The organism is Streptomyces sp. SA15, assembly GCF_002291145.1.
In the GTDB taxonomy this organism is placed as follows: Bacteria; Actinomycetota; Actinomycetes; order Streptomycetales; family Streptomycetaceae; genus Streptomyces.
Window position 1 is genome coordinate 1 of the sequence record NZ_NTGE01000114.1, and the last position, 24,309, is coordinate 24,309.

Consider the following 24,309-nt stretch of genomic DNA (forward strand, 5'->3'; position numbering starts at 1 on the left):
ATCCGAGGGGCCCCGGCGGCTCGCCGCCGCCGTGCGCGACAACACGCACACCGGGCCGCTGCCCGCCCCCACCCGTTCGGCGCCCGCCCTGCGTGCCCTCGACGACGCCCTCCTCCACGCCGCCGAGGCCTTCGACCGGGCCAAGGGGACCGACCTGCACACCCGCAGGCGTACCGCCAGGACCCTGCTGCGCACCGTCTTCGGGGCCGGAGGACGTGAGTACGGCCTCCGCGTCGCCCTCTGCTTCGGGGCCAGCGTGGCCGTGGCCCAGGCCCTGCACCACTCCCGCTGGTCCGGGCAGCACGAGCACTGGTACTGGCTGCCCGCCACCGCCGTCTTCCTCGTCAAGCCCGACCTCGGACCGCTCGCCTCGCGGGTGCTGTGCCGTGCGGCCGGGACCGTCCTCGGAGCCCTCGTCTTCGCCGGGTTCGCCGCCGTGCTGCCCCGGCCGGAGGGGCTCATCGCACTCGTCGCCGTCAGCGGTGCGCTCATTCCCGTCGCCACACGGCACTTCGCCGCGCAGACCGCCGTCGTCACGGTCCTCGTCCTGGCGCTGGTGATGGTCGGCGGGGAGCCGCAGGCGTCTGCCAGCCGGATCGGGGAGACGCTGCTGGCCTGCGCGATCGTGCTGATCGTGGGGCATCTGCCGATGCCGGGGCAGCGGGGTGGAGGCGTGCGCGCCCGGCTGGCTGCCGCGAGCAGCGCCGCTCAGGCGTACCTCGACCACGTCCTGCGCGAGGCCGGCGGGCACGTCATGACCAGCGTCGGCACCAGCACCCCCAAGGCCGGCGTCAGCGCCGGCGCCAAGACCAGTGCCGACATCAGTGTCAACGCGGGCGCTCCGACCCACGCCGACGCCCGCGCCGTCCGCTGGACCCTCCGCCGCGAGGCCTACCGCACCCTTGCCGAGGCCCGTACCGTCATCTCCCTCGCCTCCGCCGAACTCCCCGCCCTCGCCCGGCACTCGGAAGGCGCGGACGAGATCGTCGCCGTCCTCGAACGGCTCGTCGACACGACCACCGCGTGTGCCGTCGACCTCGACGACTCCGGCCGGCTCACGCCCCGGCACACCGAGCGGCTCGCCGAACTCCTCGACGAACTCGCGGGGCACCGCGAGCGCGCGGGTCTACGGCTGCCCGAGCTGCCCCTCGCCGTGTAGCCCACCAAGTTGTCCTGCCCCGTCCAGCACCGTGTGCACCAACGCGGTCCCCGGCGCTGTCCTGCCACCTGGTCCCGGCGTGTGCCTGACCTCCTCCGGCCGCAGTTCGCCGCCGCAGTGCGAGCACGTCACCCGTGCCTCCGCTGCGTGCCCGCACGTCTCGTGGACCAGCACCAGCGGTGGGCCCGCCACCGCCCGGTGCCGGTCGCCCCACGTCAGCAACGTCAGGACGACGCCGTACAACTCCCTCCCGGCATCCGTCAGTTCGTACTCGTACCGCACCGGACGCTCCTGGTACGCCACCCGCTCCACGACTCCCTCGGCCACCAGGTGGTCGAGCCGGTCCGCCAGGACATTGGTGGCGATGGCCAGGTCGGCGCGCAGGTCCTCGTAGCGGTTCAGGCCGAGGAAGAGGTCGCGCAGGATGACGACCGTCCACTGGTCCGCGACCACGGCCGCGGCCCGCGCTACCGAGCAGTGCATCCGCGCGAAACGTTCACCTTTCATGCCGCCACGGTAGTCCCTTGTAAATCGCAAGGGAGGGTCCTAGCCTCTCCGTAGAGGGTGACTTGCTAATGACAAGCCACCATGGGAGGCAAGCCACCCACCCGGAGTGAGGTGCCCGCATGTACCACGCCATCGTCCGCCGCAAGGTCCGCAACCTCTGGCGCACCGTCGGCAGCGGCGATGGCGGCTACCGGCAGGCCGTCGCCCTCGCCGCCCCCGACGTGCACTTCCGCTTCGTCGGCGACACCCCGATGGGTGCCGATCTGCGCGGCCGGGAGGCGTTCGCCGACTGGTTCGAGCGGTTCGAGCGCATGTTTCCCGGGCTCCGGCTGACCCTTCAGGACGTCGTCGTCCAGGGCCCGCCCTGGAACACCAGCGTCGTGACGCGGCTGACCGTCCGCGGCACCCTCGCGGACGGCAGCGCGTACGAGAACGAGGCCGTGCAGTGGGTACGACTGCGCTGGGGGCGCATGGTCGAGGACACGGTCCTGGAGGACACGCTGCGGCTCGACCAGGCGTACCGGAAGCAGACAGCGGCTCGCGCTAGCTGATCCGCACCCACACCGGTGCGTGATCCGACCCCGCCGCCCCCCGCCGCTCATCCGGATCGGCCCCCACCGACGGCAGCCGTGGCATCCCCTCGTCGGGCAGCCCCGTCCCCGCCTCCGTCACCCGGTGCACCAGGCGGTGGCTGACCAGGACGTGGTCGATCAGTTCGCGGCGCCCGGAGTTGACGCGGGAGTAGCGCCGCTCGGCGGGGATGAGCGGGGCCACGTTCCACAGGCGGGTCGCGTCGCCCTTGTCGGGCGCCTCGTACCCGGGTGTGCCGATCTCGGAGCCGGGCGGGCCGAGCAGGATCTGCGTGGTCGCCGCCTGCACCTCGTCGTTCAGGTCGCCCAGTATCGCGACGTCCCGGGCGCGCCCGTCACCGGCCAGCAGCCCGTCGGCGAGTGCGCGCAGCGCCGTCGCCTCGGCCGTCCGTCGGTACAGGGCGTACGCGCCGTACCGCGCCCGCTCGCCCTCGTCGCGCGGCTGGAACCGCCCGCGCGGATACGACAGCAGCTTCGACTTCAGGTGCGCGACCGCCACCCGCAACGGCCCGCCTCCGGTCGCCGCCTCCACCGCCAGGAAGCCCCGACCCGACTCCGCCACCGACACCCCCTCGTCGTCCGCTTGCACCGGTCGCAGTTTCTCCGGGAACGCGCTGGTGTCGGACAGCACCTCGAACGACGTACGACCGAGGAAGCCGACCCGGATGCCCCGGCTGTCCGCGCGCCGGGACAGGGCCAGATGCCAGTCGCCGTCCAGCATCCCGGCCAGGTCCCGCAGCGCCTCGGGCTCGCCGACCTCCTGGAGGCCGAGCAGCGTCGGGTCGAGTCGGTTGATCACGTCGGCGAGGGCGGCCAGCTTCGTCTCGTAGGCGGCCTTGTCCTTGGGGCCGAACGGGACGCCGGGCCGGTACAGGTTCTCCAGGTTCCAGGTGCCTATGAGCATGCCGGGCTCCTTCCGGAAGCCGTCGGGCAGCGGGCGGTGGTGAGGCCAGGGTGCCCGTACGGGCCGCCCCGGGACAGAGCCGCGACGGGATGCGCGGTTCGGCTCACGCGAGCCCATGACGGCGTCGTACGTTGGCGTGATGACGCCGTCTCCCGCAGAGAACGCCGCAGAGAACGCCGCAGAGAAAGCCGCCCGGAACGCCGAAGCAGTGGCCGATCTCATCATCACCGGCTGCACCGTCCTCGTGCATGACGAGCAGGAGCGGATCGGGTTCGAAGAGGACGCCGCGATCGTCGTACGGGACGGAGTCGTTCAGTCCGTGACGACCGCGGCCGCGGTGGTGAACCGCCCTGCCGCCGAGCGCATCGACGCGCGCGGCCAGGTCGCCATGCCGGGCCTGATCAACTGCCACACCCACGCCCCCATGGTCGCCCTGCGGGGTCTCGCCGAGGACCTGCCGACCGAGGAGTGGTTCAACGACGTCGTCTGGCCTGTGGAGTCCAACCTCACGGAGAAGGACGTGGAGCTGGGGGCGCGACTCGCCTGCGCCGAGATGATCCGCGGCGGTGTCACCTGCTTCGCGGACCACTACTTCAGCATGGACGCGGTCGCCGCCGTCGTCGCCGAATGCGGGATGCGGGCGCATCTGGGCGAGGCCTACTTCTCCTCCCAGGGGTCCGAAGGGCGGGAGAAGTCATTGGAGTTCGCCCTACGGCACCGTGGTGGCGCCGACGGCCGCATCACCACCGCCCTCGCCCCGCACGCCCCCTACACCGTCGACGACGCCGACCTCACCGCCACCGCCCGACTCGCCCGCGAGCACGGCCTCCCCGTGCACCTCCACGCCTCCGAGAACCGCGACCAGACCGACACCAGCCTCGCCCGGCACGGCGTCACCCCGATCGAGGTCCTTCAGCGCACCGGAATCCTCGACACCGACGTGCTCATCGCGCACGGCACCGGCATCGTCGAACGCGACCTGCCCGTCCTCGAAAGCGCCGCCGGTTGTACGACCGTCGCCAGTGCGCCGCGCGGCTACCTCAAGTTCGCCTGGCCCACCACCACACCGGTCCGCGCCTTGCACGACCTCGGCATCCCCGTCGGACTCGCCACGGACGGCGCCGCCTCCAACAACTCCCTCGACGTATGGGAGTCGATGGCGCTCACCGCCCTGATCCAGAAGTCCACGACGGGCGACCCGCGCTGGCTGACGTCCCGTCAAGCCCTGCACCATGCAACTCTGCAGAGCGCCCTAGCGGTCGGCCTCGGCGACCGCGTCGGCAGCATCGCCCCGGGCCGCCGCGCCGACCTCGTCCTCGTCGACCTCACCGGTCCGCACACCCAGCCCGTCCACGACCTCGCCGCGACCCTCGTACACAGCGCCCGCTCCTCCGACGTCCGCACCACGATCGTCGACGGACGGATCCTGATGCGCGACCGCCGGCTGCTGACGATCGATGTGCCGGCGGTGGTGGGGGAGTTGGGGGAGCGGCTGCCCGCCCTCGTGGACCGCAGCCACGGCAAACGCATTCAGGACTACGACACATAGGCCCGGCGGCTACACAGGACTACGAGCTACGCGGCACCCCTCCCCATCACCGTCATCTGCGACCTCCTCGGCGTCCCCGACGCTCACCGCCGGGTCTTCCACACCTACTCGACGTACGAGCGCGGCCTGGACGGGCTCGGCTCGACCACCAGCCTGCTGGACCTCACCGCGCTGGGACGGCAGGAGGAGTGGGAGGAACCCGAGGGGCGGGCGTCGGCTCTGGGGGCGCCCGCGGGCAGCGAGGGCATCCGATATCACGATGAGTACGAGGAGTGATACGGAAAGTGATCGAGATTGTCGTATAGTGACAGGGTCCTCACCCTGTGCGGTGAACGAGTGTCAACTACGTCTCAGTACAGCAACTGAGCGAGGCGTTCGGCCGCCGGAAGGCGTTAACTCCTACAAGTACAACGCTTTCTGGAGGTGCAGGATGGTGAACGGGCGAACAGTGCTCGAACGCTTTCCCGCAGGTGGGCCGCGAGGCTCGTGGCCGGCGGAGGAGTTCGCGCACGCGCGACGTCTGGAAGGGCTGCCCGCGGAGGTCGTCATGGACCTCTCGACGGACATGTTCCTGGTGATCGTCCGCAGCGGCGAGACAGCCGACGCGGCGGCCTGATGGTCAGCCCGCCTTCGGGGCGGGCACCTTCGCCGTTGCCCCGGAAGCGGGCACCTTCGCCTTCGTCCCCGAAGCGGGTACCTTCGTCGTGAACTGCTCCGCCTGGAGCGAGTACAGCTCCGCGTAGACCCCGCCGGTGGCGAGCAGCTCCTCGGGTGTGCCGGACTCCACCAGTCGGCCCTGGTCCAGGACGTGCACCAGGTCCGCATGGCGTACGGACGCCAGTCGGTGGGTGATGAGGATGACCGTCTGGCCGGTGCCGGCCAGGGCGCGGATCTTCTCGAAGACCTCCAGCTCGGCCCGGGCGTCCAGGGCGGCCGTCGGCTCGTCCACGATCAGGATGCGGCCGCGCCGGTACGCCGCCCGGGCGATGCCGAGCCGCTGCCACTGGCCGCCGGACAACTCGTGCCCGCCGCTGAAGTTGCGGGCCAGCAGGGTGTCCAGGCCACGCGGCAGATCCCTGACCACGTCCTCGGCCCCGGCCTCCGCGACCGCCTCCGTCACCCGCTCGTCCGTGAGCGGCACCGAAGAGCGGCCGACCGCCACGTTGACGCGGGCCGTGAACGGCCACCGCTTGAAGTCCTGGGCGACCATCGCGACGCGCTCCGCGAGCAGATGCCGGTCCGCGCTCGCCGCGTCCACGTCGTCCCACAGGATCCGGCCGCGGTCGGGGGCGTACAGCCCGGCCAGCAGTTTGACCAGGGTCGTCTTGCCGGAGCCGTTCTCGCCGACCAGCGCGACGATCTTGCCGAGCGGCACAGTGAGCGTCACGTCGTCGAGGGCGGGGCGCGCCGCGTCACCCGGGTAGGTGAAGCTGACGTTCTCGAACCGGATCTCGCGCGGGTCATCCGGCAGAGCCGCCCCGCCCACTGGAATCGCCCGCTCCGCCGCCTCCGCGTACAGCCGCTGGAGGTCGCCGACGAACAGCGCCTCCTCGTGCAGGGCGTTCACCTCCACCACCAGGGTGTCCAGGCTCTGCGAACCCGTGCGGATGGCGATCACGGCCGTACCCGCCACCGACAGCGCCATCGCGCCCGCCAGCAGCAGCCCGCCCAGCGTCGCGTACGTCGCCGCCGTCGCCAGGCCCGTCCAGGCCGCCGCGATCAGACCCGTACGGGCCGCCAGCCGGGCCAGACGGGCCTGCTCCGCCTCCGCCGTCTCCGACATCGCACGGAAGTGACGCAGCAGGAACGGGCCCACCCCGTGCACACGGATCTCGGGCGCCGCCTCGGGCTCGATCAGCAGGGCGCCCAGCAGCCGGCCCGCGCGCGCGTGCTGCACCCAGGCGTGGAAGGACTCGTAACGCCGGCGCGCTATCGTCAGCGCGCTCCAGGCACTCGGCAGGGTCATCGTCACCAGCAGCGGCAGCAGCGCCGGGTGCAGCACGGTCAGCACGCCCGCCGCCGCGATCAGCGAGATCATCGCGTTCACCACACGTGTGGCGTACGAGATCATCCGCCGGGCGGAGGCGGCGCCGTACTGTGCGGTGTCCAGCAGCTTGTGGAAGGCATGGTCCTCGATCGCGGCCAGCTCCACGGTCGCCGCCCGCTCCAGATAGCGCTCGGTCGCCACCCGCTCCACCTTGGGCTCCAGACGCCCGGTGGCGTACGTGGACGCGGCCCGCAGCAGCGCCCCGACCAGCATCACGGCGGCCATCACGACCAAGGCGGGGACGGCGCCGCGCAACCGGTCCTCCAGCGTGCCGTCGCCGATCAGCCGGCCGAGCACGCTGTTGACCGCGAGCAGGCTCACCGCCTGGGCGACCCCCCGGCCGACCTCGGCGGCCACCACGGTCCGCGCGGCGCGCCGGTCCGCCTGCCAGGCGAGCCGGAAGCTGGCCGTCAGCAGGGCCGGGAGCCGGGTCACCATGGCCCGGAAGTTCAGCTCCAGGAAGGCGTCGGCGTGCGAGTTCCAGCCCATGTCGTAACGCAACGGGCCGCCGAAGAGCAGCCGCTCCGACTCGGACATCTGCGGCTGCGCCGAGTTCCTTCTCTTCTCCCGCTTGGCCCCGCCCCTCTTCTCCCGCCTGGCCCCGCCCCGCTTCTTCCCCACCCGTGACCTCCCCCGATCCCGATCGTGGACGAACGGCCACTATCGCGGGGCGGACTTCTGCGGGGCAGGGCGCAAGCCGGAGCGACGGGAGCGCGCGGGCGCACGACCGGTGAGAGGCGCCGGCTTACGCGCTGACCGGTCGTGACCAGGTAGGAGGCGTGCCGGTCGCCCGGCACAGGGCGAGGTACAGCGGTATCGGCGGGGTGTACGGAAGCGTGCCGTCCGGCCGGTGGATCAAGCCGGGGAGGCCCGGGGCGTCCAGGACGACCGCTCCGGCGGCGTACCGCGCGGGGGCGGGCCACTCCAGGGCGTAGTCCGAGTCCGACGGAACGATCCACCACCAGTGCGTCTCGTTGGCGTAGACGCACCCCACCCGCGGCAGCCGGGGCATCACCAGAGGACCGAAGTGGGCGGGCACCGCCACCGCGTCGCAGCCCATCGGGGCCGTCATGCCTTCGGGCACGGACAGTCGCCGGGGGGCTGCCGGGGCGTGCAGGCCGCGTCGGAGGCGGACCAGCGTGTCCAGGTTCAGCACCTGGCCGCCGCCAGGCCCAGGCCTCACGCCCTGCCCCGATCCGGGCTCCACCGCATCGGGGGGACCGCCGGGTGCGGCATCGCCGCCGGGCCGTGGTGCGCCTCGGCCTCGTCCTCCTCGCCCGAGCCGCCGGCCGGACCGGGCTTCGGGCGGGTTCCCCAGCCCAGGTCGTCGCGGGGGCCGGTGTCCCGACGAGGTGTGTCCGCTGTGCGCGGCAGCTTCGCCCAGACCAGCAGCCCGGGCCCGTGTTCGTGGGCGCCCCAGGAGTGGCACAGGGCCTCGACGAGGAGCAGTCCCCTCCCGTGCTCCTCCTCGGGCCGCTGCGGCGACGGGTGGGGCTCACCCGGCGCACATCCTTCGTCGCGTACGGCTATGCGCACCAGGTCGTCACCGTCGTGCAGCTCGCAGACCACACGGGTGCTCGCGGTGTGCACGATGGCGTTGGTGACCAGCTCGGAGACCACCAGGGCCGCCGTGTCGCAGGTGTCCTCGCAGACCGACCAGCCGGTCAGTCGCGCCCTCGTCAGGCGTCTGGCCTGCGCGGGAGAACCCGGATGAGCGGCCAGCTCGAATCGGAACCGGCGCTCGGCAGCGGCCCTGTCGGGGCCCACTCCCCCGGCACCGAGACCGAGGGGGCGGCCTGCGGCAGCGTCTGTTCCTAAGGGCGGAGACGGAATCACGCTTGCCACTATCGCCCCGCCGTGAACACTTGGCAAGTGTCACTCTGAAAAATGCAGAGTGCTGTGTGACGCGGTGAAGTGCCGTGGCACACTGCTCGCAAGTGCATGTCGAGCGGCGCCAGTTGGGATCACCGGAGATCCGTACGCATCCGTACGGCTCTTCGAAAAGATCTTCGAATGGCGCCGCGGGGCTGTCAGCATGCTTCGCCTGCACGGCTGTCAGCATGCTTGTGTGCCGGCCTGAGCCCTTCTGGCCGTTCTGCCAGGGACTTTGTGGAGGTGGAGGGTGAGCGAACCGCGGTCCGCGCCGACGGTCGGCCAGGTCGTCCTCGGTCGACGCCTGTTGGACCTGCGGGAACGCGCCGGGCTCAAACGCGAGGAGGCCGCCCGCATCCTCCGTGTGGCCCCCGCCACGATCCGCCGTATGGAGATGGCCGAGGTCACGCTCAAGATCCCGTACCTCCAGCTGCTGTTGAAGGCCTACGGCGTCTCCGATCTGGAGGCCGAGGCCTTCGTGCAACTCGCCGAGGAGGCCAACCAGCCCGGGTGGTGGCAGCGGTTCCACGACGTCCTGCCCGGCTGGTTCTCGATGCACGTCAGCCTCGAGGGTGCGGCCGCCGTGATCCGCCAGTACGAACCGCACTTCGTCCCGGGACTGCTGCAGACCGAGGACTACGCGCGTGGCGTTCTGGAGTCGGGCGCCATCGGCCAGACGAGCCCCGACGAGATCGAGCGCCATGTCGCCCTGCGCATGCAGCGCCAGGAACTGCTCACCCGTCAGGACGCGCCCCGGCTGTGGGTCGTGATGGACGAGACAGTGCTGCGTCGGCCGGTGGGTGGCGCGCAGGTGATGCGTGCTCAGATCGACAAACTGCTCGACGCCACGAAGCTGCCCAACGTCACGCTGCAGGTCGCCCCGTTCGCGAACGGGCCGCACCCCGGCACGTACGGGCCCTTCGTGCTGTTCCGATTCGCCATGCCGGAACTCCCGGACATGGTCTACAGCGAGTACCTGACCGGCGCCGTCTACCTGGACGCGCGCACCGAGGTGGCGGCCCACCTCGAGGTCATGGACCGCATGGCGGCGCAGGCCGCCACTGCACATCGCACGAAGGAGATCCTCCGGGATCTCCGCAAGGAGCTGTGAATGAATCGCATCAAGCCGCGCATACGCGTCTACAACGGCATGCCCGCGCGGGACTTGGGGAGCGAAGGCTGGCACAAGCCGTGGAGCGGCGGCAACGGCGGGAACTGCCTGGAGGCGATGAAGCTCGCCGACGGCCGGATCGCCGTCCGCCAGTCCACTGACCCGGACGGTCCGGCGCTGATCTACACCACGGACGAGATGACCGCCTTCATCGAGGGCGCCAAGGCGGGGGAGGCCGACTTCCTGCTGTCGTGACGTGATTGCTCTTTCTCTCGCTCAACTCCCTTATGTTGGCAATGAATTGTGTGCTGAATTGATCACCACCCATCGCGTCTTACGGAGTGCCTCATGACCGGGCAGGACCCCCTCGGCGCCGCCCCGATCGACACCGGCAAGCCCCATCCCGCGCGGATGTACGACTGGTATCTCGGCGGCAAGGACAACTACCCCGTCGACGAGGCGATGGGCCGGCAGATGCTCGCCCTCGACCCGAGGGTGCCCGTGATGGCGCGGGTCAACCGCGCGTTCATGCACCGGGCCACCCGCTGGCTCGCCGAGCAGGGCGTACGTCAGTTCCTGGACGTCGGCACCGGCATCCCGACCGAGCCGAACCTCCATCAGGTCGCCCAGGAGATCGCGCCCGAGGCGCGCGTCGTCTACTGCGACAACGACCCGATCGTGCTCGCCCACGCGGCCGCGCTGCTGCGTGGCACCGAGGAAGGGGCCACCGAGTACCTCCAGGCCGACGTGCGGGACCCGGAGGCCACCCTCGAAGGCGCCAAGAAAGTCCTGGACTTCGGCCGGCCCGTGGCGCTCTCGCTCATCGCGCTGCTGCACTTCGTCTCCGACGAGGACGGTGCGCAGGAGCTGGTGCGCCGGCTGCTGTCCGAACTGCCCTCCGGCAGCTTCCTGGTGGTCAGCCACGCGACGGCCGACTTCACGCCCGAGGAGTCGAAGGCGGCCACCGAGAAACTCAAGGCCGCCGGTGTCACGCTGGCGCTGCGCTCCCGCGAGGAGTTCACCCGCTTCTTCGACGGCCTGGAACTCGTCGAGCCCGGCGTCGAGGTGCCGCACCGGTGGCATCCGGAGCTGGGCGAGCCGGTGCCCGGTCAGGACACCGGGGTGATTCCCGGGTACGGGGCGGTGGGGCGCAAGCCGTGATCCGGCGGTGATCAGTGGCGGTTCAGGCTCAGCGGTGAGCAGCTGGGACTCAGCGGTTCACACCCACGACCACATGCGCCGCGGGCCGTCCACCAGGCGGCTGACGACCACCACCGGCAGCGGCGGCTGCTCCGCCTTGCTGAGGCTGAGGTTCAGCCCGTAGTAGATCTGCTCGATCGACGGTGGTCCGACCGCGAGGTTGCGCCGGACCGCCATCGGCGACGACTCCTCGCCGGTGTGCACCAGGTACGCCGCCGCCATCGTGCCCGTACGGCCGACCCCGGCACCGCAGTGCACGAACACCGGACCGGACGCCTTGGCCACGACGTCGAGGAAGCGCCGCACCTGCTCCGGCTTCGGCGTCTGCCCGTCCCGGATGGGCAGACGCACGACGTCCAGGCCGGCGTTGCGCGGGCCGGCGAGCTGGTGGGCGCTCAGGTCCTCGGCGCGCAGGTCGACGACTGTGGTGATGCCCATACTCGCCAGCTGCCGGTAACCGGCGGGGGAGGGGGCGGCACCGCGCCGGAGTCGTCCCTCGGCGTCGACGGGCTGGAAGTGGTGCACACCTTGCACCGTGCGGGTCCCCGCTGGTGCCGGGGTCTCCTCGCGCGCCCAGAACGACAGCGCCAGGATTCCCAGTGCGCCGGTGGCCCACAGGGTGAGGTAGCCGAGGGCCGGGAGGATGAGGATCCGCAGGGACCGCCGCGACAGGGGGCGTCGGCGGAGAGCGGGAGGGGGCAGGGTTGCGCTGAGAACAGCCATGGGCGACCCGGGGGCTCGGGGACGAGGGCGCGTTTTGGAATCCTGGAGCGACGCCAGTCGCCTTGCATGCCGTCGGCCGGCCTACACGGTCATCGGGCGGTCGTACGGCCCGATCGGCGCCGGCAGCCGCGAGCTGCCCGTCAGGTGACGGTCGACGGCCGCCGCCACCGCCCGTCCCTCCGCGATCGCCCACACGATCAGCGACTGCCCGCGCGCCGCGTCCCCGGCCGCGAACACGCCCGGGACGTTCGTCGCGAAGCCGGCGTCCCGGGCGATCGTGCCGCGGGGCTCGAGCTCCAGCCCCAGCTGGTCGACGAGCCCGTCGCCCCGGTCCGGTCCGGAGAAGCCGAGCGCGAGCAGCACGAGGTCGGCGGGAAGGGCCCGCCCGGTGCCCTCCACCGGCCGCCGCCGCGCGTCCACCTCGACCAGGTGCAGCGACCGCACATGGCCGTCGGCGTCCCCGGTGAAGCGGAGCGTGGACGCCGCGAACAGCCGCGCGTCCGCGTCCGCCGCCGGCGCCGTCCGCAGGTCACGGGCCTCCTCGTGCGCGGCCGACAGCCGGTAGATCTTCGGATACGTCGGCCAGGGCTCCGCGTCCTCGTCGCGGTCCTCGCCAGGCTGGGGGTAGATGTCCAACTGGGTCACGGACGCGGCGCCCTCCCGCACCGCCGTACCCAGACAGTCGGCCCCCGTGTCCCCGCCGCCGACGATGACGACGTGCTTCCCGGCGGCGGACATCGGCGAGGCTTCCAGGTCCCCCTCGCACACCCGGTTGGCCAGCGGCAGATACTCCATCGCCTGTTGGACGCCGGCCAACTCCCGCCCTGGTACGTCCAGTTCGCGCCACGCCGTCGCCCCGGTGGCGATCACCACGGCGTCGTAGCGCGCCCGCAGCTCGGCGGCCCCGATGTCCCGCCCGACCGCGGTGGACGTGCGGAACTTCGTGCCCTCCGCCCGCATCTGCTCGATCCGCCGCTGAAGATGGTGCTTCTCCATCTTGAACTCGGGGATGCCGTACCGCATCAGACCGCCGAGCCGGTCATCCTTCTCGTACACGGCGACCGTGTGCCCCGCCCGGGTCAACTGCTGTGCCGCGGCGAGCCCGGTGGGCCCCGACCCGATCACCGCGACCGTCCACCCGGACAGGCGGTCCGGCGGCCGCGGCGGCGCGAAGCCTTCCTCCCAGGCCTTGTCGGCGATGGCGCACTCGACGTTCTTGATCGTGACGGCCGGCTGGTTGATGGCGAGCACGCAGCCCGCCTCGCACGGCGCGGGGCACAACCGGCCCGTGAACTCGGGGAAGTTGTTCGTGGCGTGCAGCCGGTCCGCCGCGGCCCGCCAGTCCTCGCGCGAGACCAGGTCGTTCCACTCGGGGATCAGATTGCCCAGCGGACAGGCCTCGTGGCAGAAGGGGATGCCGCAGTCCATGCATCGGTCGGCCTGCTGGTTGATGATGGGCAGCAGCGCCCCGGGGACGTAGACCTCGTTCCAGTCCCGGACCCGTTCCTCGACAGGCCTGCGCGGCCAGTCCTGGCGAGGCGTGGTCATGAATCCCTTGGGATCGGCCATGGCCGTCTTCCTTGCGTGCGCGTGTGGCAGGCCGTGCGTCATCGGGCGGCACATTCCTCCGGCCACGATACGTCCACTCGGTCACACGCGCAGAGGGGGCCGACAGCGCTTTCTGCGAGGCCCTCTCAGGTGAGGGCCAGCACATACGCCACCGCCGCGGCGGCCGAGGCGACCGTACGGACGTGGTTCCAGAACGTCCACTCACGTACATACGTCGGCCAGTACGCGGCCGCCTCCCGGGTGCCCGGGTCCAGCCGGGCCAGCGCCTCGTTGCGCGGCACGTTCGCCACCATGGTCAGCCCGAACACGCCGAACAGGTACAGTCCGCTGCCCACCAGCAACTCCACCGTCCCCTCGTCCGGCCACAGCACGAACGTCACCACCGCGATCACCGCGCACAGCACCGCCGACCCGACGAACACGATCATGAACGCCGGCTGCACCGCGGCGACATTGATCGCGTTCATCGCGGCGACGCCCTGCGCGGGCGGCAAGGCGGCGAGCCCGCGCATCACGAAGGTCGAGAACCCGCAGAAGACCCCGGCCACCAGCCCGGTCCCGAGCACACCCACGACCGTCAGTACGAAGTACGGTCCCTCGATCATGCCGACACCAACTCCCGCATCAGGCCGAGCTCATACCCGGCACCACCCGTTACCACCAGTGAATCCCCGCACGAGAACACCGACCATGGGCGAGCCACGCGACGGCATACGCGAGCGTCCAGGCCGGGCGGGGCGGCGGTGGGCGCGGAGGCCGGGGTTGTGTGAGCGCGGAGGGCCGTCCGGCTTTGTGCGGGGGTGCGCGGCAGTCTGTCCTTGTGGGAGGTAGCGCGGCTGTGGGCCCCTGCGGGCTGTCGCGACCGCCCGGCCCGGGTGTCCGAGTGAACTCCGCTCGCCCGAGGAAAGCCGCCGTTGACGGTGCGCACCGACGATGGTCGGCCCGGCGGTGCGGCCCTGCCGTTCCTGCCATGGGCTCGGTCCTTCGCGGCCGTCGGTCGGTGTGCCCTTCGTTTCCACGGTTCCCACTCCGCCCCCGCCCTCAGCCGGCCTCTGTCTCCACCCTCGCCGTCCGCCATCCCTTCAGCACCGCCTCCACGGCTCCCGCGATACGCCGACGTGCCTCATGCCTCGCCACCCCGCTCATCAGCAACTGGTCGTACGGCGTGTCCGCATGCCGTACGGACGCCACGACCGCCGAGGTCACCGCCCCCTCCGACAGCGCCCGCCCCGCCGCACTGCGCCCCACCCGCCCGCTGCCCCGCACGGAGGCATGCGTGGCGATCTCCCGTGCCCGGTTCATCGGGCACCCGGGGAACAGCCGCCGTATCTCCGCCGCGAACGCGTCCGCGAACCGCACGTCCTCCTCCGCCCGCCGCCGCGCGTCCCGCGCCCGGCGCCGCCGTCGCGCCTCCGCGTCGGCCAGGCACCGCGCCTCGGCCCGGGCGAGCCCGGCCTCCTCGACGAGGACGCCCTGCCGCTCGTACCGCCCCTTGCGCCGGTTGAACCGCACGACCACCGCCGACAGCGCGCTCTCCTCCCGCGACCGCCGGGTCAGTGCCACGTCCCCGCGCGGCAGGAACACCAGGTGCCCCAGATCGGCACAGTCGAGGCACCGCGGCGCGCCGTCCTCGACGACGAGCAACGACAACGGCCCGCCAAGGCACTCCGCGCAGTGTCGTCTCCGCAGCGGCTGGATGACGAGAAGTCCGGCGGGCTGCGGGGGAGTTGCGAGGAAAGCCATACGGGGTTCATTCCCGCCGGTGACAGGGACCCACGCCATCTCCGAACGACGTCGGCTGTCACTGCCCGCCTGGTCCGTTCGGCCCGCCTGGCCCGCCCGGTCCGTCCGCCCGGCCCGTCCCGCTCCGAACCCGGCCCGCTTGGCCCGCCTGGCCCGCCTGGCCCGTCAGGTCCATCCGGCCAGTCCGGCCCGTCCGGCTCCGAAGACGACGATGCCGCTCGTGCCACGAGCGGTGGGCACCCCGCCCCGGGCCTGACGCATCATGGGCCGTGTGCGACTCGAAGCGATCACCTGGGACCGGCTCGGCGACCTGTTGGCCGAGCGTGTGCTCGACCTGAAACCGGCCGACGGCAGTCCCTGGCCACGCATCGCCTTCGACGGCGCCCCGGCAGCCCTCCCGGGCGACCTCGCCGAGCGCGTGTCCGCGGCGCTGCGTATACGCGGCCGTCCCTCGCTGGTCGTCGGCACACACGGCTTCTTGCGCCCCGCCTCCCTCCGCCTGGAGCACGGCCACCAGGACGTGGAGGCCTATTACAACAGCTGGTTCGACACCGGCTCCCTCTGGCGCGAGGTCTTCGGCCCCCTCGAACCCGGCGGCGACGGCCGCGTCCTGCCCGACCTGTGGGACCCGGCCACCGACCGCGCCACCCGCAGCCCCTACGTCCAACTCCCGCCCGGTGGCTTCCTGTTGCTGCACGGCCCCCTCCTGCTGCACCACTGGTTCCCCTTCGACCTGACCGTCCACGTCCTTCTGTCCCCGGGCGCCCTGCGCCGCCGCACCCCCGAGGCCGAGCACTGGACGCTCCCCGCCTTCGAGCGCTACGAGAACGAGACCGACCCGGCCGGCACGGCGGACATCCTGGTACGCGCCGACGACCCGCGACATCCGGCATGGAGCGGCTGATGCGGTCCGATGTGACAAACCGCCTTTAGATGGGCATGCATTCAACTAGCCTGAGGTCATGACCACCTCCTCGAGCAGCGGCATCGACCCGCCGTCCGAGAAGGACGACGAGGTCCGCGTGATCATCCGCATCCTCCCGCGGAAGATCGTGAGCTTCTCCGCCTGACCGCCGGCGCCCGGAGCGACTGCGCGAGCCGCCCACGGCTCCGGGTGCGTGCGCAGGGTGACGCGGCGACAATGAAGGGCGCCGGGACTTGCGGTGCTGTCCGGCGCCGCGCCGGCCGTCCGGCACCGGGAGGTACTACATGACCACCGCCGGAGACATCATGCACCGTGGTGCCCAGTGGATCCCCGCCCACGAAACCCTGGACCGCGCCGCCCAGCTGATGCGCGAGCTCGGCGTCGGCGCCCTGCCCATCAGCGACCAGAACGAACGGCTCTGCGGCATCCTCACCGACCGCGACATCGTCATCGGCTGTGTGGCCATGGGCCACGACCCGGCCAAGGTCACCGCGGGCGACATGGCCCAGGGCACCCCGCGCTGGATCGATGCGAACGCCGATGTCAGCGAGGTGCTCCAGGAAATGCAGGAGCACCAGATCCGCCGGCTCCCCGTCATCGAGAACAAGCGCTTGGTCGGCATGATCAGCGAGTCCGACCTGGCCCGGCATCTGCCGGAGGAGCAGATCGGGACCTGGGCCGAGAGCGTCTACGCCAGGACCTCCGGCAGCCACTGATCCCCGCCGCGGTGACTTCTGTTCCGGTGCCCCCTGTCCCGGACACCTCGGTCAGAGCCAGCCGATGCGCCGGAAGCCGCGGTACAGCGCCAGACAGATGATGGATATCAGTCCGATGACCATGCCGTAGCCGTACCGCCAGTGCAGCTCCGGCATGTGCTCGAAGTTCATGCCGTACACCCCGCAGACCATCGTCGGTACGGCGATGATCGCGGCGCATGCCGTGATCTTCCGCATGTCCTCGTTCTGCGCGACCGTCACCTGCGCCAGGTGCGCCTGGAGGATCGAGTTGAGCAGTTCGTCGAAGGCGGCTATCTGCTCCTTGGCGCGCAGCAGATGGTCGGAGACATCGCGGAAGTAGGCCTGTATCTCCGGATCGACGACCCGGATCGGCCGGGTGGCGAGTTCCTCGAGCGGGCGGCTGAGCGGCATCACGGCCCGCTTCAGCTCCAGGAGTTCGCGCTTGAGCTGGTAGATGCGTCCCGCGTCGACCCGGGCGCCGGTCTCCGCGAACACGGCCGTCTCGACCTGGTCGATGTCCTCCTGCACGGAGTCTGTGACGTTCAGATAGTCGTCGACCACATGGTCCGCGATCGCGTGCAGCACCGCTGCGGGTCCCTTGGCGAGTTGCTGGGGAGCGGACTCCAGTTCCTCGCGCAACGGGCCCAGTGATCCATGCCGTCCGTGGCGTACCGTGATCACGAAGTCCTGCCCGACGAAGACCATGATCTCGCCGGTGTTGACCACCTCACTCGTCGACGTGAGTTCCTCGTGTTCGACGTAGCAGACCGTCTTGAACACGGCGAACAGCGTCTCGTCGTAGCGCTCCAGCTTCGGGCGCTGGTGGGCCTCGACCGCGTCCTCGACCGCCAGCGGGTGCAGGTCGAAGAGTTCGGCGATGCCCGCGAACTCCTGGTCCGTCGGCTCATGGAGACCGAGCCAGACGAAACCGTCACGGTTCTTGCGCACCCGTTCCACGGCCTCGACCAGGTCGCTGCCGGCGGGGACGCGGACGCCGTCGCGGTACGTCACGCAGTTCACCACCGAGGAGCCCAGTGGGGAGCGGGCCGGGTGGCTCAGGTCGACGCGGGGGCGCCGCCGGGCCAGCCGCGCCACCTTGCGCAGGCCGCCGACCCTGCCGAGGCTCGTGACCTTCCGCAGGTTTCCTGCCATGGACATCGGCATCTCCCCTTGCACGGATCTCCTTGCGACGCGTTTCCGCGCCCTGGCGAGCCAGTTTGCCAGGTCGGAGTAAGCGGTGGGTGAGCCTGTGGGAACGGGATGTTCCGCTTGGTTCCCGACTGTGGACGCAGGCGTGCACGTGCGCCGAGACGGCGAGGAACCCGCGGTGTTTCGAGCGGTGATCGGGCCCGTTGCGCTGCGCGGCGGCATCGGCCCGTCTCGTCGTGTCCTGGTGCCGTGTCCCGAGTGTCGTGTCCGAGCGTCGACCGTTCCGGACAAGCCGGGCAACTGGGATGATCGCGGTATGACTCGAACCGACGGGTACCTCTTCGACAACCGGCAGACCGAGGCGGGCGAGCGATTCGACGCCCTCGCCGCCCTCTTCGACCCCACGACCTTCCGGCACCTCGAAGCATTGGGCGTCGGACCGGGTTGGCGCTGCTGGGAGGTCGGCGCGGGAGGCACCTCCGTGGTGTCCTGGCTGGCCAAGAAGGTCGGCCCGACCGGACGGGTCGTCGCGACCGACATCGACACCTCGCGGGTCGCCGCGGTCGCCCGTCCGCCCGTCGAGGTCCGCGTCCACGACGTGGGTGCCCAGGAGCCACCAGGGGAGGAGTTCGACCTGGTCCACGCCCGGCTCGTCCTCGTCCATGTCCCGGACCGGGAACGGGCGTTGCGGTCGATGGTCGAGGCCCTGCGGCCAGGCGGACGGATCCTCGTCGAGGACGCCGATCCCGCATTGCAGCCCCTGATCTGCCCCGACGAGCACGGCCCGGAGCAGCATCTCGCCAACCGGCTGCGGCAGGGCTTCCGCCAACTGCTGGCCGACCGCGGTGCCGATCTCGCCTACGGCCGCAGGCTTCCGCGGCTGCTGCGCGAGGCCGGTCTGCGCCGGGTGGAGGCCGACGCGTACTTCCCCGTCACCTCACCCGCCTGCGCCGCCCTGGAGTCCGCCACGATCCGCCAGCTCCGGGACCAGCTCGTCGCCGCGGGCCTCGCCACGGACCAGGACATCGACCGACACCTCGCGAACGTCACCTCCGGCGGCCTGGACCTGGCGACGGCTCCGATGATCTCGGCGTGGGGGCGTAAAGCCTAGAAGGGGTGCGGAAGTTGACGCGGGATGCAGGCGGCGCTGGCGTTGTTGGCCAATCACCCGGTGCCGGCGGGGTGGTGACGGCACCCTTCGTCAGGCGGCCGGCTTCTTCGACTTCTCCACGGCGGCCGCGAGCTGTTCGAGGATCGGCGGGTGGGCGCCCCGCCGTATCCGCGCCTCGTTACCGTCGACCGCTGCGAGCGGCCGACCGGGCTGCCGTAAGCCCTACCGGTCAACCACGCCCCGGCGGCCTGCCCCCCACCCGCTCCACCGCCGACGCGCCCGCCCGGCATCCCTCCGCTGCCGCCTCCTCGGCTCCGGCGCCGGTGAGCAGCGCGGCGAGGAAGGCGCCCGTGAACGCGTCGCCGGCCCCGGTGGTGTCCCGGGGTGTCGCCGGTACGGCGGGGACGCGGGCGCACACCGCACCGGAACGGGCCACCAGCGCACCGTCCGCCCCCTGCTTGGCGACCACCAGCGGCACGTGGCGGCTCAGCTTGGCCGCCGCGTCCGCCGCGTCGGGCAACCCCGTGAGCAGACACGCCTCGTCCCGGCTGGGCAGCAGGACGTCCACGCCTTCGACGAGCGCCAGGAACCGGTCGACGCCCAGCTCCACCAGGAAACCGGCCGACGCCGGATCCAGGCTCACCGGCACCCCACGCGCGCGTGCCGCCTCCAGCGCCACCGCCACCAACGCACGGCTCGGTTCGGAGAACAGCAGGTAGCCCGAAAGATGCAGTCGTACGACACCGTCGAGCAACGCGTCCGACCAGTCGTCGGGCGAGAGCCGCAACGACGCGCCGCTGTCGGTGAGGAACGTCCGCTCGGCGGCGGCACCCGCGTCGACGAGGCAGATCACCGTCCCGGTCGGCGCCTGCGGATCGACGACGAGCCGGGGCCGTACTCCGCAGGCGACCAGCTCCCGCTCGTGCCACGCCGCCGCGTCCACGCCCACCCGGCCGAGCAGCCGTACCTCCGCATGGCCACCGTGGGCGGCCCAGCAGGCCACGTTCGCGCCCGCGCCGCCCGGCAGCGTCCGGATCGTCGCGGCCGTGTCCGTGCCGGCGGCGAGCCGCCCCCGGTGCCGGGCGATGACGTCCGTGACGACATCCCCTACGACCAGCAGTGCGCCGTCCGGGCGGGTTCGGTTGCGCCGGTGATCCGCCTCAGCGGCTGGGTCACGCCCGGGCCGCCCCGCTGTCATGCCTCGGCCCAGGCCGCCGCGATCCGCCCCGCCAGCCGCACATTGCCGCGCACCGCCGCCAGATTGGCGCTCAGCGAGGCCCCGTCGGTGTGCCGCACCAGGTAGTCGAGCAGGAAGGGCGTGACCGCCTGACCGGTGATCCCCTCTTCCTCGCAAGCGTGCAGCGCGTCAGCGAGCACACGCGCGTGCAGCTCGGGATCCAGCTGCTCCTCCTCGGGTACCGGGTTGGCGACGATCAGTGCCGACTCGGGCCCGTCGAGGGCGTCCTGGGCCCGCATCACGTCCGCCACCCGCTGCGGGGAGTCCAGCGTCCAGTCCACGGGATGCCCCGAGTCGGACAGATAGAAGCCGGGGAACCGGTCCGTGCCGTACCCGGCCACCGCGACGCCCAGCGTCTCCAGCCGCTGCAGAGTGGCCGGCACGTCCAGGATCGACTTCACCCCCGCGCACACCACCGTGACGCGCGTGCGGGCCAGCAGGCCGAGGTCGGCCGACTCGTCCTGCGTCACCGTCCACTCCCGGTGCACCCCGCCGAGCCCGCCCGTCGCGAACACCCGTACGCCCGCCAGGGCCGCCAGCAGCGCGGTCGCCGACACCGTGGTCGCCCCGCTCGCCCCGGAGGCCACCGCGAGCGGCAGGTCGCGATGGCCCAGCTTGCGGATCCCGTCCTCGTTCGCGACCCGCTCCACCTGTTCCTTGTCCAGGCCGACGTGGGGCCGCCCGTCCAGCACGGCGATCGTCGCGGGGACGGCACCCTCCCGCCGTACGACATCCTCCAGCTCCAGCGCCACCCGCAGATTGCGCGGGCGCGGCAGCCCGTGCGCGATGATCGTGGACTCCAGGGCGACCACGGGTCGACGCGCGTCGATCGCCTCCCGGACTTCTTCGGACACCACCAGCACCACGTGCCTGCCTCCTGTCGGTCGGTCTTCCCTCATCTCTGGCGGGCGGCACGCCCGGTCAAACACTTGCGGCCTGTGGGGGACGACACCAGCCTGGGCTGCATGACGGACAACACGACACGCCTCGACCACATCGTCCTCTGGGTACGCGACCCGGTCGCCGCCGCCGACTTCTATCAGAAGGCCGTCGGCCTGGAGCCGGTCAGGCTCGCCGAATTCACCGCCGGCGAGGCACCGTTTCCCTCTGTACGCGTCAACGACGAGGCCATCGTCGACCTCATGCCGCTGACCATGGCGGACCGCATGAAGATGCTCCCCGGCGCCGCGGACAGCTCCGGGCACCCCGTCAACCACGTGTGTCTCGCCCTGCCCCAGGACGCCTTCGACGCGCTGCGCGCCCGACTGGAGGAACGTGCCGTCCCCGTGTCGGACGTCTCGCACGGCTCCTTCGGCGCCCGCGGAAAGGCCACACGCAGCTTCTACTTCCGCGACCCGGACGGCAACGTCTTCGAGGCGCGCCACTACGACTAGTGCGCAGGGGGGCCACGCACGCGTGGCCCCCCTCAAAAGGCCCGAGTGCTCAGAACAGCGGCTCGGGCAGTACCCCCTCCAGGGCGAGCAGCTTCCGCTTGGTCTCCAGGCCGCCCCCGAAGCCGCCGATGCCGCCGTCGCTCTCGACGACCCGGTGGCAGGGCACGACGACCGGCAGCGGATTGGAGCCCATGGCCATGCCCACCGCCTGGGCCGCGCCCGGCTGGCCGACCCGCCCGGCCAGATCGCCGTACCCGACGACCGTGCCGTACGGCACGCCGGACGACAGCTCGCGCAGCACCTGCCGGTTGAAACCCGAGATCAGCGACCAGTCCAGGGGCAGCTCGAAGTCGTGCCGCTCGCCCGCGAAGTACGCCTTCACCTGGCGTATCGCCTCCGCCAGCAGCGGGGAGTCGGGTGCCTCGACGGGCTCGCCGCCCAGCCTGGACCCCAAGCGGTCGAGCGCCTTGTCCCGGACCGCTTCCGTGGCGTGGAAGACGACGCTGACCAGGCCCTCGCGGGTCGCGGCCAGCAGCAGCGGACCGATGTCGGTGGCGACGACGGCCCACACGACCTGCTGCTCGTACTGCCCATGGCTGTTCATGCGACCCACCGTACGACCCGGCACTGACAACGCCCGGGGAACCGCGGGCGTCGCACCGCGCGGGCTCCCCGGACGAGTGGGGCTCAGAGCTCGGGCAACGCGTCCCGCACCACGTCCGGCGCGTTGGTGATGATGCCGTCGACGCCGTACCCGGCGACCTGCCGGGCGGTGTCCGTGGTGTCGACGGTCCAGGTGAAGACCTCCAGCGGCTTGCCGTGCGGGCCGGTGAAGGCGTGTACGGCGCAGACGTACCCCGCGGAGAGGGAGCCGTACGAGGGGTTGATCTGGTCGGCGAAGGTCGCGTAGGTGGGCAGCTCGGCCACGGGCGGCGTACCGAGGAAGCCGGTCTTCACACCGGGCTTCAGTTCGTGAACGGTCCGCACCGTGTCCGCGTTGAAGCTCTGAACGATCAGCCGACCCGCGAGGTGCCGCCGGTCCAGCCAGCCCTCGTTGCTGAGCAGCTTGAGGGTCTGTCGCTCGATGCCGGGGTACAGCTGCGGGTTCTTGATCTCCAGGAGCAGCTTCTGGTGGTGGTGCTCGACGCGCCGCACGTACTGCTCCAGCGTCGGCACGCGCGCGTCCGCGTACGCGGGACCGAACCAGCCCCCCGCGTCGAGGCGCGCGATTTCGGCGGCGGTGAAGTCCCGCACCTTCCAGGGCGCCCGGTCGGGGAACAGCTCCTCGACGTCGGTGGTGCGCTGCAGGCTGTCGTCGTGCAGGACGACGAGCTCGCCGTCCTTGGTGCGCTGGACGTCGTTCTCGACCCAGTCGATCCCCAGCTCGGCCGCCTTGTCGACGGCGGCCAGGGTGTTCTCGGGCGCGTAGGCGGAGGCGCCCCTGTGGGCGATGACCGTGGGCCGCTCACCGTCCACGTCGGCGCGGACGTCGGGGGCGGGAAGCAGAAAGGCGGTGGTCCCCAGGAGTGCGGTGGTCGTGGCGGCGGCAACTGCGCGCGCGTGCATGCGTACTCCTCGCGTCGAGCAATCGGGAAATCACAGACAGCTCAACTGTGACAGCAGAGGGTCAACGGCAGAGGGGTACAGAATGGCCACAAGTTGAATGGAGTCGCCCCAAGTCCGCTCACTGGTACCGCACAACTGCGGCAAGGGCGTGTTTCTTTGCCGGAAAGTCGTTCGACCATTCCGGTGGGAGTCATACTCTCTGCGTCAACCCTGACCGCTCGGGCGGTCCTGGGAAGGGGTGCACATCAGGGAATTCCGGGACGGAAGAGGGCGGAAGGGTAGCCGCGCATGCAGGGCACGGTCGACGGATTCAGCTACGGACTCGTGACACCGCTGGTGGCCTACCTCATGGCCTGCCTGGGCGGGGCCCTCGGCCTGCGCTGCACCACCAGATCCATGCTCGTGAGCAACTCCTGGCGACCCGGCTGGCTGGCCCTGGGCGCGGCCGCGATCGGCTCCGGCATATGGACCATGCATTTCATCGCGATGATGGGCTTCACGGTCGAGCAGTCGCCGATCCACTACGACAGGGCGATGACGTTCGCGAGCCTGGGCGTGGCCATCGTCATGGTGGGCATCGGGATCTTCATCGTGGGCTACAAGGGCGCGACCGGAGCGCCCCTCATGACCGGAGGAGCCATCACCGGCCTGGGCATCGCCTCTATGCACTACCTGGGCATGGCCGGCATGCGCCTCAACGGAAACCTGGAGTACAACACGCTCACCGTCGCCGCCTCCGTGGTCATAGCCGTCGTCGCCGCCACCACCGCCCTGTGGGCGGCCGGACAGGTCCGGGGGTTCCTGTGGAGCGTGGGCGCGAGTCTCGTCATGGGGCTCGCCGTCAGCGGCATGCACTACACGGGCATGGCGGCCCTCAGGGTCCACCTCCATGGCACGGCGGCCCCCACCGCGGGCGACTCGCCCGCCTCCCTGCTGGCACCCCTGATGATCGGCCCGCTCGCCTTCCTGCTCCTCGCGGCCGTGGTCGTGATGTTCGATCCGCTGATGGTCATGGGCAAGCCCGTCTGGACACCCGTCGAGAACAAGCCGGGCGTACCCGCGCGCGAACTGGTCACTCACTCTCCCGCCCGCCGCCCCTCGTTCCGCGCCCGCCGGCCCTCGGGCCACCGCGACCGCACGCCGCAGAACCGCTGATCCGCCGCCGGCACCCGGGAGCACCTGGCGGTCTCGCCGGGCAAAGCCGCTGTTCGGGCCG

General features: G+C 71.4%; 26 protein-coding genes and 1 pseudogene. 13 read left to right on the forward strand and 14 right to left on the reverse strand.

Annotation, left to right across the window (positions count from 1 at the left end; translation table 11 throughout):
* Positions 1–1,159: FUSC family protein (locus CLM62_RS26785; protein ID WP_143659156.1), on the forward strand; the 1,159-nt coding region annotated here is incomplete at its 5' end.
* Here the strand turns inward: CLM62_RS26785 and CLM62_RS26790 are convergent.
* Entirely contained in the window at positions 1,127–1,666 is a 540-nt protein-coding gene (locus tag CLM62_RS26790; RefSeq protein ID WP_095752481.1) for a helix-turn-helix domain-containing protein, read from the reverse strand. The two genes, CLM62_RS26785 and CLM62_RS26790, sit on opposite strands and share 33 nt — an antisense overlap.
* A gap of 119 nt (positions 1,667–1,785) precedes the next feature.
* Between CLM62_RS26790 and CLM62_RS26795 the strand changes: the two genes are divergently transcribed.
* Positions 1,786–2,217 carry a nuclear transport factor 2 family protein gene (locus CLM62_RS26795; protein WP_095752482.1) on the forward strand — a complete coding sequence of 144 codons (432 nt, stop codon included), beginning with the start codon at positions 1,786–1,788 and terminating at the stop codon, positions 2,215–2,217.
* On the opposite strand, the gene CLM62_RS26800 is transcribed toward CLM62_RS26795, so the two are convergent.
* Positions 2,210–3,160: an endonuclease/exonuclease/phosphatase family protein gene (locus CLM62_RS26800; protein WP_095752483.1), complete on the reverse strand. Its 951-nt coding sequence runs from the start codon at positions 3,158–3,160 to the stop codon at positions 2,210–2,212. The two genes, CLM62_RS26795 and CLM62_RS26800, sit on opposite strands and share 8 nt — an antisense overlap.
* A 139-nt stretch (positions 3,161–3,299) precedes the next feature.
* On the opposite strand from CLM62_RS26800, the gene CLM62_RS26805 reads away from it, so the two are divergent.
* The 3 genes and pseudogenes from CLM62_RS26805 to CLM62_RS26815 all read left to right on the forward strand — a co-directional run bounded on the left by CLM62_RS26805 (position 3,300) and on the right by CLM62_RS26815 (position 5,325).
* The gene (locus CLM62_RS26805; protein WP_095752551.1) at positions 3,300–4,709 is read left to right on the forward strand and encodes an amidohydrolase; all 1,410 of its coding nucleotides are present in this window, start codon (positions 3,300–3,302) and stop codon (positions 4,707–4,709) included.
* Between the two features lie 90 nt (positions 4,710–4,799).
* Positions 4,800–4,985 (forward strand): annotated as a pseudogene (locus tag CLM62_RS26810) (DUF899 family protein); the annotation flags it as partial.
* Positions 4,986–5,142: 157 nt separating this feature from the next.
* Complete coding sequence (locus CLM62_RS26815) at positions 5,143–5,325, forward strand: hypothetical protein (protein ID WP_095752552.1); 183 nt, start codon at positions 5,143–5,145, stop codon at positions 5,323–5,325.
* Positions 5,326–5,328: 3 nt separating this feature from the next.
* On the opposite strand, the gene CLM62_RS26820 is transcribed toward CLM62_RS26815, so the two are convergent.
* From CLM62_RS26820 to CLM62_RS26830, 3 genes are all read right to left on the reverse strand, one after another.
* Complete coding sequence (locus CLM62_RS26820) at positions 5,329–7,293, reverse strand: ABC transporter ATP-binding protein (protein WP_095752484.1); 1,965 nt, start codon at positions 7,291–7,293, stop codon at positions 5,329–5,331.
* 208 nt (positions 7,294–7,501) lie between these two features.
* Entirely contained in the window at positions 7,502–7,873 is a 372-nt protein-coding gene (locus tag CLM62_RS26825) for a hypothetical protein (protein ID WP_373559192.1), read from the reverse strand.
* A gap of 62 nt (positions 7,874–7,935) precedes the next feature.
* Positions 7,936–8,601: an ATP-binding protein gene (locus CLM62_RS26830; protein WP_095752486.1), complete on the reverse strand. Its 666-nt coding sequence runs from the start codon at positions 8,599–8,601 to the stop codon at positions 7,936–7,938.
* A 277-nt stretch (positions 8,602–8,878) separates the two neighbouring features.
* Here CLM62_RS26830 and CLM62_RS26835 point away from each other — a divergent pair, with 277 nt between their 5' ends.
* The 3 genes from CLM62_RS26835 (at position 8,879) to CLM62_RS26845 (ending at position 10,900) form a co-directional block, all read left to right on the forward strand.
* On the forward strand, positions 8,879–9,739 hold the full coding sequence (locus CLM62_RS26835) for a helix-turn-helix transcriptional regulator (protein WP_095752487.1): 861 nt from the start codon (positions 8,879–8,881) through the stop codon (positions 9,737–9,739).
* A complete protein-coding gene (locus tag CLM62_RS26840; protein ID WP_095752488.1) occupies positions 9,740–9,994 on the forward strand; it encodes a DUF397 domain-containing protein in 255 nt (84 codons plus the stop codon).
* Positions 9,995–10,087: 93 nt separating this feature from the next.
* A complete protein-coding gene (locus tag CLM62_RS26845) occupies positions 10,088–10,900 on the forward strand; it encodes an SAM-dependent methyltransferase (protein ID WP_095752489.1) in 813 nt (270 codons plus the stop codon).
* A 57-nt stretch (positions 10,901–10,957) separates the two neighbouring features.
* Here the strand turns inward: CLM62_RS26845 and CLM62_RS26850 are convergent, their stop codons facing one another.
* From CLM62_RS26850 to CLM62_RS26865, 4 genes are all read right to left on the reverse strand, one after another.
* The gene (locus CLM62_RS26850; protein ID WP_095752490.1) at positions 10,958–11,662 is read right to left on the reverse strand and encodes a dual specificity protein phosphatase family protein; all 705 of its coding nucleotides are present in this window, start codon (positions 11,660–11,662) and stop codon (positions 10,958–10,960) included.
* A gap of 81 nt (positions 11,663–11,743) precedes the next feature.
* Positions 11,744–13,231 (reverse strand): glutamate synthase subunit beta, encoded by a 1,488-nt coding sequence (locus tag CLM62_RS26855; protein ID WP_095752491.1) that lies wholly within the window; start codon positions 13,229–13,231, stop codon positions 11,744–11,746.
* A 125-nt stretch (positions 13,232–13,356) separates the two neighbouring features.
* On the reverse strand, positions 13,357–13,836 hold the full coding sequence (locus CLM62_RS26860) for a DUF1772 domain-containing protein (RefSeq protein ID WP_095752492.1): 480 nt from the start codon (positions 13,834–13,836) through the stop codon (positions 13,357–13,359).
* Positions 13,837–14,272: 436 nt separating this feature from the next.
* Positions 14,273–14,974 carry a DUF2293 domain-containing protein gene (locus CLM62_RS26865; protein ID WP_095752493.1) on the reverse strand — a complete coding sequence of 234 codons (702 nt, stop codon included), beginning with the start codon at positions 14,972–14,974 and terminating at the stop codon, positions 14,273–14,275.
* A 262-nt stretch (positions 14,975–15,236) separates the two neighbouring features.
* On the opposite strand from CLM62_RS26865, the gene CLM62_RS26875 reads away from it, so the two are divergent.
* Positions 15,237–15,878, forward strand: coding sequence for a uridine kinase (locus tag CLM62_RS26875; protein ID WP_179382241.1), 642 nt, complete (start codon positions 15,237–15,239; stop codon positions 15,876–15,878).
* A 305-nt stretch (positions 15,879–16,183) separates the two neighbouring features.
* A complete protein-coding gene (locus CLM62_RS26885; protein WP_095752494.1) occupies positions 16,184–16,615 on the forward strand; it encodes a CBS domain-containing protein in 432 nt (143 codons plus the stop codon).
* Between the two features lie 51 nt (positions 16,616–16,666).
* Here CLM62_RS26885 and corA read toward each other — a convergent pair whose 3' ends face one another.
* Positions 16,667–17,794, reverse strand: coding sequence for a magnesium/cobalt transporter CorA (gene corA / locus CLM62_RS26890; RefSeq protein WP_095752554.1), 1,128 nt, complete (start codon positions 17,792–17,794; stop codon positions 16,667–16,669).
* A gap of 307 nt (positions 17,795–18,101) precedes the next feature.
* On the opposite strand from corA, the gene CLM62_RS26895 reads away from it, so the two are divergent.
* Entirely contained in the window at positions 18,102–18,896 is a 795-nt protein-coding gene (locus CLM62_RS26895; protein ID WP_095752495.1) for a methyltransferase domain-containing protein, read from the forward strand.
* A gap of 229 nt (positions 18,897–19,125) precedes the next feature.
* Here CLM62_RS26895 and CLM62_RS26900 read toward each other — a convergent pair whose 3' ends face one another.
* On the reverse strand, positions 19,126–20,094 hold the full coding sequence (locus CLM62_RS26900) for a carbohydrate kinase family protein (RefSeq protein ID WP_095752496.1): 969 nt from the start codon (positions 20,092–20,094) through the stop codon (positions 19,126–19,128).
* Positions 20,091–20,999 carry a pseudouridine-5'-phosphate glycosidase gene (locus CLM62_RS26905; protein WP_095752497.1) on the reverse strand — a complete coding sequence of 303 codons (909 nt, stop codon included), beginning with the start codon at positions 20,997–20,999 and terminating at the stop codon, positions 20,091–20,093. Before CLM62_RS26905 ends, CLM62_RS26900 begins: the two co-directional genes overlap by 4 nt.
* A 99-nt stretch (positions 21,000–21,098) precedes the next feature.
* On the opposite strand from CLM62_RS26905, the gene CLM62_RS26910 reads away from it, so the two are divergent.
* Complete coding sequence (locus CLM62_RS26910; RefSeq protein ID WP_179382242.1) at positions 21,099–21,527, forward strand: VOC family protein; 429 nt, start codon at positions 21,099–21,101, stop codon at positions 21,525–21,527.
* Positions 21,528–21,576: 49 nt separating this feature from the next.
* On the opposite strand, the gene CLM62_RS26915 is transcribed toward CLM62_RS26910, so the two are convergent.
* Both CLM62_RS26915 and CLM62_RS26920 read right to left on the reverse strand, forming a co-directional pair.
* Complete coding sequence (locus CLM62_RS26915) at positions 21,577–22,131, reverse strand: methylated-DNA--[protein]-cysteine S-methyltransferase (RefSeq protein ID WP_095752499.1); 555 nt, start codon at positions 22,129–22,131, stop codon at positions 21,577–21,579.
* 83 nt (positions 22,132–22,214) lie between these two features.
* Positions 22,215–23,093, reverse strand: a complete 879-nt coding sequence (locus tag CLM62_RS26920; protein WP_095752500.1) for a glycerophosphodiester phosphodiesterase family protein — start codon at positions 23,091–23,093, stop codon at positions 22,215–22,217.
* Positions 23,094–23,381: 288 nt separating this feature from the next.
* Between CLM62_RS26920 and CLM62_RS26925 the strand changes: the two genes are divergently transcribed.
* The gene (locus CLM62_RS26925) at positions 23,382–24,248 is read left to right on the forward strand and encodes an MHYT domain-containing protein (RefSeq protein ID WP_095752501.1); all 867 of its coding nucleotides are present in this window, start codon (positions 23,382–23,384) and stop codon (positions 24,246–24,248) included.
* Positions 24,249–24,309: the final 61 nt, after the last annotated feature.